The sequence below is a fragment of the Methylophaga sp. UBA5088 genome, from assembly GCF_002414625.1.
In the GTDB taxonomy this organism is placed as follows: Bacteria; Pseudomonadota; Gammaproteobacteria; order Nitrosococcales; family Methylophagaceae; genus Methylophaga; species Methylophaga marina.
On record NZ_DIAC01000043.1, the window covers coordinates 12,030 to 22,419 of the forward strand.

6 protein-coding genes and 3 tRNA genes are annotated in these 10,390 nt (G+C 42.1%); 4 read left to right on the forward strand and 5 right to left on the reverse strand.

What is annotated here, in order from left to right; translation table 11 throughout:
* Positions 1–672, forward strand: a 672-nt coding sequence (locus B4K20_RS05940; protein WP_289282236.1) for a GGDEF domain-containing protein, incomplete at its 5' end; no start/stop codon positions are given.
* Here B4K20_RS05940 and B4K20_RS05945 read toward each other — a convergent pair.
* The 5 genes from B4K20_RS05945 to rnr all read right to left on the reverse strand — a co-directional run bounded on the left by B4K20_RS05945 (position 673) and on the right by rnr (position 7,976).
* The gene (locus B4K20_RS05945) at positions 673–1,665 is read right to left on the reverse strand and encodes a response regulator (RefSeq protein WP_289282237.1); all 993 of its coding nucleotides are present in this window, start codon (positions 1,663–1,665) and stop codon (positions 673–675) included.
* Positions 1,662–5,027 carry a PAS domain S-box protein gene (locus tag B4K20_RS05950; RefSeq protein WP_289282238.1) on the reverse strand — a complete coding sequence of 1,122 codons (3,366 nt, stop codon included), beginning with the start codon at positions 5,025–5,027 and terminating at the stop codon, positions 1,662–1,664. The genes B4K20_RS05945 and B4K20_RS05950 overlap by 4 nt, the downstream gene beginning before the upstream one ends.
* 240 nt (positions 5,028–5,267) lie before the next feature.
* Positions 5,268–5,343, reverse strand: a tRNA-Thr gene (locus B4K20_RS05955).
* Between the two features lie 199 nt (positions 5,344–5,542).
* A tRNA-His gene (locus B4K20_RS05960) sits at positions 5,543–5,618 on the reverse strand.
* A 180-nt stretch (positions 5,619–5,798) separates the two neighbouring features.
* Positions 5,799–7,976: a ribonuclease R gene (gene rnr / locus B4K20_RS05965; RefSeq protein ID WP_289283851.1), complete on the reverse strand. Its 2,178-nt coding sequence runs from the start codon at positions 7,974–7,976 to the stop codon at positions 5,799–5,801.
* A 40-nt stretch (positions 7,977–8,016) separates the two neighbouring features.
* On the opposite strand from rnr, the gene B4K20_RS05970 reads away from it, so the two are divergent.
* The 3 genes from B4K20_RS05970 to B4K20_RS05980 form a co-directional block, all read left to right on the forward strand.
* Positions 8,017–8,103: transfer RNA gene (locus tag B4K20_RS05970), tRNA-Leu, on the forward strand.
* Positions 8,104–8,475: 372 nt separating this feature from the next.
* The gene (locus B4K20_RS05975) at positions 8,476–9,423 is read left to right on the forward strand and encodes a chemotaxis protein (protein WP_289282240.1); all 948 of its coding nucleotides are present in this window, start codon (positions 8,476–8,478) and stop codon (positions 9,421–9,423) included.
* Positions 9,424–9,583: 160 nt separating this feature from the next.
* Positions 9,584–10,390: GGDEF domain-containing protein (locus tag B4K20_RS05980; RefSeq protein ID WP_289282241.1), on the forward strand; the 807-nt coding region annotated here is incomplete at its 3' end.

Consider the following 10,390-nt stretch of genomic DNA (forward strand, 5'->3'; position numbering starts at 1 on the left):
AATGGGGAGGCCTGTCCTAAGCTCGATGCACAGACCCTCAGAACAACAATTAGTCATCTACATATTCACCAAACCAACAGCGGTCCTCAGAAATTCAAAGTGATGGCGCTACCTCTAGAGAAGGGGGGAGCTATGGAGCTGCACATTCCGCTGGATGATGTCACTTCTCTTGATGGTGTCACAGGGCTGACCAATCGCACAGAAGGTGAACAAGGTGCGCGTCGATTAGTGGCTCTGATGCAGCGGTTATCGACCCCCTATAGCATCATTATGCTTGACCTCGACTACTTCAAACAGATTAATGACCAACATGGCCATCATGTGGGCGATATTGTGTTGAGACGAACAGCAGAGGTCATGGCTGACAGTATTCGTGCTTCCGATATTCTGGTTCGATGGGGTGGTGAAGAGTTTTTGTTTGTCTTATCAGGCGCACAGGCTGCTCATGCAGCTAAGTTCACCGAGAAACTGTTACAGCATTTGCGTGAAATAAGAATTGCACTACGTGATGACACCATTTCGGTCTCTGCCAGTGCCGGCATTCGAGCGGTGAGTTCAGCTGAATTAGCCACAATAAATTTTGATAAGGCTTTGCAACAAGCTGATGTGATGCTCTACTCTGCAAAAAAAGCAGGAAGAGATCAGTTCATGATGTATGACGCTGCACCATAACTAATCAGAGAATGCTTGTTTCACTTTCAGAATGTCTGGCAGGTGCTCAATTAAGATGGGGGGCAAAGCGGGATCAATGTGTTTACCACTCTGTGCATTAATGAACTCTATGGCTTCCTCAACTGGCCAGGCTTCTTTATATGGTCTGGCGCTGGTTAATGCATCAAAAATATCAGCTATGGCAACGATTCGACCTGCAAGCGGAATCTCATCACCTTTTAACCCATTTGGATAACCCGTACCATCCCATTTTTCATGATGGGTCAGGGCAACAGTATGGGCTAATTGAATCAATCTTGATGTTGAGTTGGCTAAGATCTCGGCCCCGATTAAAGTATGTGTTTTCATTTCTGAAAACTCTTCTGACGTTAACTTATCTGGTTTTAATAAGATTTTGTCAGCAATACCAATTTTTCCAATGTCATGCATGGGAGCCGCCATCATGAGTTCGTTTGCGGTACTCTCGTCAAAGCCATAACCCAGAGCAATAATTTTTGCATAGCGACTCATCCGCTGAACATGTAAGCCCGTTTCGTTATCTTTGTATTCTGCAGCTCTACCCAAACGTTCAATCAAGTCGATATGGGTGGCACGAAGCTCATCTGCTTTGACAAGAGAGATATGTGTTTTTACTCTGGCAAGGACAGTGGAGGGCACGATGGGTTTGATGATGTAATCTACTGCACCAATGTCAAAACCTCGTGCTTCATCATCTGGATCTTGTAAGGCTGTCACAAATATAATCGGTATGTGTGAGGTGTCTGATCTGGCTTTTAATTGCTGGCAAACTTCTAAGCCTGTCATTTCTGGCATCATGATATCGAGTAAGATCAGATCCGGCATTTCCTTATCAATCAATGCCAGAGCATCTTTTCCTGAGCGGGCGAACGAAAGCGCATAATCGTTCTGCAGAATCTGACGAAGCACTCTCAAGTTGGTTGGCTCGTCATCGACAATAAGGATTCTAGGCTGGTATTTCTTTATCGTAGTCATAATGTGGTGTTCGTTATATGTTGCTTGATAGCGTTTAAGTGTTGTTGGGCGACCAAAAAGTCAAAGTCGAGTACAGACTGTTTAACATCTAAAGCAAGTCGATGTAAGTTAGCTTCAACCCCATTGACTAGCTCGTCTACTCTCTCTTCGTTAAGTTCTCCATGCTCGCTAAGCTCGATAAGTTCATCGACGATAGTCAATATACGGTCGTTAGCTAGCAGGACTTGTGATGTTACAGTTGCCTCACTGTTTGAATCAGCCAATGAGGCTTTTATCCATTTTTCCTCTTTTGATAACGTGGAAAAGGCATTGTCGAGCTTAGCAATCTCTATCGCTACTTCGACTTTATGTTCATTATTTGACTTATTTTCTATCAAAGAAGTTGATTGATGGATTTTCAAAAGGCCCAGGTTGCCTGACACACCTTTGAGCTTATGTGCCAGCTTTTTCAGTTCACTGTAATTCGATGTTTCATTCAATTCAGATAGCTGTTTACTGATATCGCTATACGCTTTTATAAAACGGGCCAATTCAGCTAAATAAACAGGGTAGCTACCCCATAACGTTAATGCTTTATCAATATTGATCTGCGTGAATGTATGTTCATCAATACCAAGCACTTCTGGAGCTGTTGTAATGAAGTGTGGCTCAATACCGAGAACCCATGCCATTTCAGCTGTGAGCAGCTCTATATCAATAGGTTTGTGGGAAAAGCCATTCATGCCGGCATTAGTCGCTTGCAGTCGGTCTTCAGATAAGACACTCGCTGTTAAAGCGACGATAGGTGTCGTTTGAAGTTGATGGGCTGACTCATACTCACGAATTGTCTTGGTAGCAGCAAACCCATCCATCACTGGCATTTGTAAATCCATCAAAACAATGTCAGGTTTTTCTATGGTGAATTTATGGAACGCATCTTCGCCATTTACCGAAGTAATAACAGTATGATTTTGTCGTTCAAGTAAAAGCGAGAGTAAGGTTAAGTTTTGAGAAATATCATCAGCAATTAACACTTTTTTGGCTGGAATCGACAAGGCTTGGTTCGCTACAGTCGCGTTAATGATGTCATCGGTTTTTCTTAGTGGCAGATCAAAGAAAAATGTACTGCCTACACCTGTCTCACTACTGGCGCTTAATTCTCCTCCCATCAAATCCACTAGCTGTTTGGAAATTGTTGTGCCTAGTCCAGTACCACCAAAGCGCCGGCTCATTGAAGCATCAGCCTGGGAGAAGGGTTCAAAAATGGTATTGAGCGTCGTTTCATCCATCCCAATACCGGTGTCCTCAACGGTAAAACGAAGAGTGGACTCATTAAGAGGGTGTACCGAAACGGTGACACCACCATTTTCAGTAAACTTCACGGCATTACCAATAATGTTATATAACACTTGCCTAATTCTGTTTTCATCTCCTAAATACGAGGTATGAATGTCGTCAGGTATACTGCAGTTAAGGTATAGGTTTTTATTTTTTGCTTGAAGCCATAATGTAGATATGACTGAATCAATCAGCCTGGTTAAATCGAACGTGGACTCTTCGAGTTCGAGTTTATTCTTTTCTAGTTTGGCACTGTCGAGAATATCATTTAACAGGTGAAGCAATGATCGGGCTGATTGGCTAATGGTTTGCAGATGTTTTTTATTGTTGCCACTGATATCTTTGGCATCAAGAAGCAGATCTGAAAAACCGATGATGGCATTCATCGGTGTTCTTATTTCATGACTCATATTCGCCATGAATCTGGCTTTACTCTCTGCTGAAAGTTCAGCTCTTTCTTTTGCCTGACGAAGATCGTCTTCCATCTCTATGCGGTGTGTAATATCCAGAATCAAACCATCTATCCAAACGGGTTGGTCGTTCTCGTAAATAATAGAGCCTTTTTCAAATACCCAGATATAGTGGCCATCTCTGTGTTTCCAGCGAAACTCAACTGAGTAACTGGTTTTACTTTCAAGTGCTGATTGAACAGCATCATTGGTTAAATCCACATCATCGTGATGAATCAGTTCTGAGAGATGAATTCGCTGCTTATAAAAGTCTTCAGCAGCCCAGCCTATCATATCAAAAATGGCATCGCTGACAAAAATGACCGACCAGTGTTCATCCAGCAAACAACGAAAACTGGCGCCAGGAATATTTCTAATTAATGAACTATATTGCTCCTCACTCTTACGCAACTTTTCTTCAATTTCCCAACGTTGAGAAATATCGGTAGCAAAACCTACAAATAATGAACCGATGTCTTCTACTTCAACACGACCTACACCAAGTCGTATTGGAAATGAGTGACCGTCTTTATGTTTAGCAAAGACTTCTCTGGCTTGACCGGTCAGTTGGGTTTGTCCTGTTTTAAGAAAGTTAAATAAATATTCTTGGTATTCATTTTTGGCTTCATCAGGCACCAGAACTAAGAAAGTTTTGCCAATAACCTCTGTGTTTTTCCAGCCAAAGATAGTCGATGCTGATGAGTTAAAGTCTTGGATGATTCCGTTTTGATCGATGGTGATGATGCCGTCAACGGCTGTTTCGAGGGTCGTTTTTAAACGTAGTTCACTGATGGTTTTTTCAGTCAGTAACTGGCGATATCTGAGCTGAGAAGCAATAGTGATGGCCAAGGCAATCAATAATAATGTGATAGAAGTAATAATATAAGATAACTGAACGTGATCTTCTGTGATGCGATGCGTCATCAGAGTGTTGTCGCTCATGAGATATCTTGCCCCAGCCATACCAGTGTAATGCATGCCTGAAATGGCCAGTCCCATCACAACAGCGCTGATGATATTGATGAGGTGGACAGAGTGTTGTTTCCAGACTATTGATAGATAATGGCGAGCTGACAGTGCGATGAAAGCCAGTACAACAGCAACAATAATAGAAGCAGCGAACCAACTAGGCACATAACGAAGCTCCGCGTCCATCTCCATGGCTTCCATACCAACGTAATGCATCATCCCTATACCGGCACCTACGGAGAAGCTACTCATAATCAGTTGCCATAGAGTCATTGAAGGATTTACAAGCATTCTCAAAGTGATATAGGAAGCAAGCAAACTAGGAAGGATAGAGATAAGTGTGAGAGGGATATTGTAGGTCGTTTGTTCAGACATCTCGTAAGCTAACATGCCCACGAAATGCATACTCCAGACACCACCAGCAAAAATGATGGCGCCAGCAATAATAGCAATATGGCGGTGGCGATTGTTTTGGATTAATTTTGCCATTGAAGCAAAATGTAACGCCACAAAAGCCGCTGTTGTAGCTAAAATGATTGATAGAACGACAAGAAAGAAATCATATGAACCGACAATGAGTGTCTGTTTGGGTGCTGATGTTATAAAAAAATTATCTAGGTTGAACATTAAGAACCTATTCAAGTCGGTTTGGGTTGATAGCTAAAGTTCGCTATTTCTATATAGCATAATTATTTAGCGGAACTTGAAATAGTTAATTTAGAAAAACTTTGAGATTAAGTTGACCCTATTGAAATAGGGCGAGATTAATGTTGCTTGTAGAGGTCAAATTGAGATTGGAACAGAGGGGTTGATTAATGCTAAGGCCAAAAAAAGCCTCGTTAAAATAACGAGGCTTTTTTCTTGTTCTGGAGCCGGAGATAGGACTTGAACCTACGACCCGCTGATTACAAATCAGCTGCTCTACCAACTGAGCTACACCGGCAATGAAGAAGCGCATTATACGGAGGCATTTTTGACCTTGCAAGCCAAAATCGAGATTAATTTTGAGTTTTTATGCAAGTTATTGTTTCAGAATGATGAAACTCAACAATTAAAAATGACAATACAGTAAATCGAGTCTTTTTAGACTGGATCAACGATGTCTTTAATTTATGATGCGATGGAAATAATCTTAAGGAAGGTGGGGTGAGTGATGGGGCTCGAACCCACGACAACCGGAATCACAATCCGGGACTCTACCAACTGAGCTACACTCACCATTATTCTTGTATGAGGTGTGGATGACTTAGGATGTCGACCTCAAGAAAGACGATAATTCTACTGTGATTATTTTTCTGGTCAAGGAAAATCTCTGATTAGATGAAAAATAGCCTTACGCAACGTTCATCTCATTCAGAAATAAATGGCTGTTATTGTTTCTTATAACAGCCATTTATATTATTTCGTCTCGACTAATTCCAGATCAATTTTTTTCTCATCGAGATCGACACGAACCACTTTGACTTTTAGTGTATCGCCTAAGCGGTATACTTTGCGCGTACGCTCCCCCGTGAGGCGATGCCCTGTCGGATCAAATTGATAATAATCATTTTTCAAAGAGGTAACATGCACTAAGCCTTCTATATAGATATCGCTTAGCTCAACAAACAGCCCAAATCCTGTAACACCACTAATCACGCCATCATGAACTTCACCAACACGATCTCGCATGTATTCACATTTCAGCCAGTCACTGACATCTCTTGTGGCTTCATCGGCTCGACGACTGGTCATGGAGCAATGTTCGCCTAATTGCGCCATATCCTCATAGGAGTAACGCCATTTTTTGTCTTTTTTCTGGCTAAGTACGTGACGAATGGCTCTATGCACCAATAAGTCAGGGTAACGACGAATCGGTGAGGTGAAATGTGCATAGGCTTCAAGCGCTAAACCAAAGTGCCCAATATTGTCAGGACTGTAAACTGCTTGTTTCATACTGCGTAACATCACAGTTTGCAGGAGGTGACCGTCAGGCCGTTTACTCGCCGTTGCCAGTAATGAGGCATAGTGACGTGGCTCAGGTTCTTCACCACCACCTAAAAATAAACCGAGTTCACCCAAAAAGTCGCGTAGACCAGAGAGTTTTTCTTCTGAGGGTGTTTCGTGAATACGATATAAAACCGGTAATTCACTTTCCAACAAAAACAATGCAGCACTGACATTGGCGGCAATCATAAATTCTTCAATGAGACGGTGAGCGTCATTACGTTCACGAGGTTCTATTGATTTAATTTTTCTATTTTCATCAAAAAGAAATTGCGTTTCCGTCATTTCAAAATCGATTGCACCGCGCTCGTGACGAGCCTCAAGCATGACGTTATAAAGGTCATACATCGTCTCTATGGCTGGTAACACGTGTTGATATTGCTCACGTAAAGCTGTGTCGTTATCCACTAGCATGGCCGCCACTTTGTCATATGTTAACCGCGCTTTTGAGTGCATTACGGCTTCATGGAAGTCATAAGAAACTGTTTTACCCGTTTGATCGATTTCCATTTCGCAGGCCATGCACAATCTATCGACTTCTGGGTTTAATGAACATAACCCATTGGACAACGCTTCTGGCAGCATCGGAATCACTTGGCTAGGGAAATAAACGGATGTGCCTCTTTCCTGTGCATCCTGATCCAGCGGACTGTTGGGCAGTACGTAGTGTGATACATCAGCAATGGCCACCCATAAACGCCAGTTGCCGGATTCCAGCTTCTCAGCGTATACAGCATCATCAAAGTCTCTGGCATCTGCACCATCGATGGTGACAAGCGGCATATCACGAAGGTCGAGTCTGCCGTTGATCGCTTCCTCGGGAATACTGTCTCCCAGATTATTGGCTTGTTCTTCAGCTTGTGGTGACCATTTGTAAGGAAGTTCGAAAGCACGCAAAGCAATGTCAATTTCCATGCCTGGCGCCATATGATCACCCAATACGTTGACGATTCTGCCCAAAGGAGATCGATGTTTATTAGGCTGTTCCGTTATCTCCGCTTCAACAATCTGATTGACTTGTGCATGACTCAGATCGCTCGGTGGAATCAAGATGTCCTGGCTGATTCTTCGATTGTTGGGAATGAGATAAAAAATGCCGGCATCTTGAACCAGACGGCCTACGATGCGCTCGTTGTTACGCTTAACAACTTCAACTATGGCACCTTCTTTTCGACCTTTTCTGTCAGTGCCGGTTATACGTGCCAATGCACGGTCACCATGCAAAACTACACGCATTTCGCGCTCACTCAGAAAGAGGTCATCACCTCCCTCATCAGGGATAAGAAAGCCATAGCCTTCTGGATGCCCCATCACGCGACCACTGACAAGATTCATTTTGGAAACTACGCCATAAGCGCCTTTCCTGTTGCGAAGTAGCTGGCCGTCACGTTCCATCGCTCGTAACCGACGGCGAAGCGCTTCATTAGCATCTTCACCTTTAACATCAATCAGTTTGGCGATGTTTTTGCGCGATAAGGGGGTGTTGTTTTGTTTGAGAATATCTAAGATAAATTCACGACTAGGGATGGGGTTGTCGTATTTTTCTGCTTCTCTATCGAAAAAGGGATCGTTTTCGCTATTATTGGTCATTGACAGTTTTTGTTTCACTCTGTATCTTTGCGCGTCTGTTGCCCAGGTGGCGGAATTGGTAGACGCGCTAGCTTCAGGTGCTAGTGTACTTATGTACGTGGGAGTTCGAGTCTCCCCCTGGGCACCATTCCAACAGCATATTCATATGCTGTATAAATCTCGATTTTTTATTGTATTCTATTTCTAAAGTCATCATTCAACAATATTTTGACGACTTCATAGTGCTACTCTAACAATCATCGAATTTTCCTGCTACTCAATTCTGTTCAGATACGAATGCTATCCAGTGCAATGATAGTAATGCGAATGAAATATCGGTCTTGTGAAAGATTAAATGAACTCCACATAACGTCTAACCATATGATTTGATTAATGCTTATGTTAGTGCTGAATAATTTTTGAGATATTGTGGCTAACTCTGCTCAAGCTTTCGTGCTAATGTCCGCTATTATTTCTAGACATATTCACGTTCATTTATTTGAGTTTTGCGAGAATTCATATGGCCACATTTATTGATTCCATCGACGAGCGAACCAAACTAGCTGGTACTAATCATCTGGAGGTTTTGTTGTTTAGCTTAGGAACGAGTGATGAAACAGGAAGAAACGAACTGTTTGGTATCAACGTTTTTAAAGTTAGGGAAGTACTGAATATTCCTGAAATAACGACTGCCCCAGAAATGCCTGATGGCGTTGAAGGCTTTGTCAGTCTTCGTGGTGATATGGTTCCCATCATTAATCTCCAAAAGTTTTGCAAACTCAGATCTAAAGATAAACCACGAATCCTGATGATTACTGAATATAACACCCATGTTCAAGGATTCTTGGTCAGCTCGGTAGATACCATACAACGGTTGAATTGGGAGCAAGTCAAAGAGCCACCACAACTCATCTCACAACGAATGGGTGGCTTAGTTACTGCCGTAGCAGAATTGAGTGACAAGCGCCTAGTCATGATTATGGATGTTGAAAAAGTGCTGGCAGATGCTGGTGACTTTTATGATGAAACTGTGTTTGATGGTATCAAACAAGTCGATAAAAGAGGGCACTATCGCCTTCTCTTTGCTGATGATTCAAATATCGCTCGTAAGCAAATTACCAAAACACTTGATGTGATGGGTGTTGGGCATATAGGAGCTGTAAACGGCGCCGAAGCCTGGAAAATGCTAAACAAAATCGCTGCTCAATGTGAGCAGGAGGGTCGTGATATTACAACTGAAATCCAAATGGTGTTGACTGATGTCGAAATGCCGGAAATGGATGGTTATGTACTGACACAGAAAATAAAATCCGATCCAAGAATGGTAAATTTACCGGTCATTATGCATTCTTCATTGACAGCCAAAGCTAATAAAGCAATGGGCGTTGGTGCTGGTGCTGATGATTATGTTTCGAAATTTCAGCCGAGAGACCTAGCAGAGACATTATTCAAGTATTTGGTGCATTAGTCTTAAAGCTTTTCTCAGCGGATGTCTGGTGATTGAAAAAAATACTGAATAAAGTATATTCTGTTTGATTGAGAGAAAGGTTACCAATAAGAAAGAACATGTGATTTGAGGGTAATAAATCCTTTTTTATTCAGTTCATCGGCGTATAAGGCATGTGGGAATGAATCATAGCAGTGTTAAGATTATTGATAATCTCGCAGAGATTACGAGCTATCATGATCGACATGTCCTTGAAAAAAGTCTTCTAAAAACCATAAATGAACTCTTCCCTGCAAAAGATATCAGGCTGTTCCGGGTACTGGAACAGAGTGATAATCACGAACTCAGTTTGCTCGCTTACTGTGTGAATGGCGTAATCGAATCAAGTGATGAAAACCCTAAATTAGTCACAGAAAACAAGGCTATTAGTGAAGCTATTTTTAGAGCCATTGATGTCGGGGACGTTGAATTAACTTCAACAGAAAATGGCCGGTGGAGCGTGGTCTATCCTGCCTTTGATGCACATGGTGCTATTTTTGCTGTGCTATTAATTTCGACTGAGCAGGTACCATCTAATGGTGACCAAAGACTTATTTATGGAATACTTCGTGTCTACTCTAACTACCTGGCATTAATTGAAAAAACGCAGAAAGATAAACTAACGGGTTTATATAATCGTGAAACCCTTGATAATGAAATCACAAAAATACTTGTTCGTCAGGGGGCTCAGTTTGAAGAGCAGATAAGTTCTCCCTCAGATTCTCGACGACGCAGTTTTGCTGTTAAATATTGGTTAGGCGTCATTGACATCGATCATTTTAAAACTATTAATGATAATTTCGGCCATTTGTATGGAGATGAAGTCATTATTCTTGTCGCTCGACTGATGACTTCAGGCCTGATTAGGGACGATGACCTAGTCTACCGCTATGGTGGTGAAGAGTTTGTTGTCGTGCTAAAAGCAGCCAACGAAGAAGACGCGATGCAC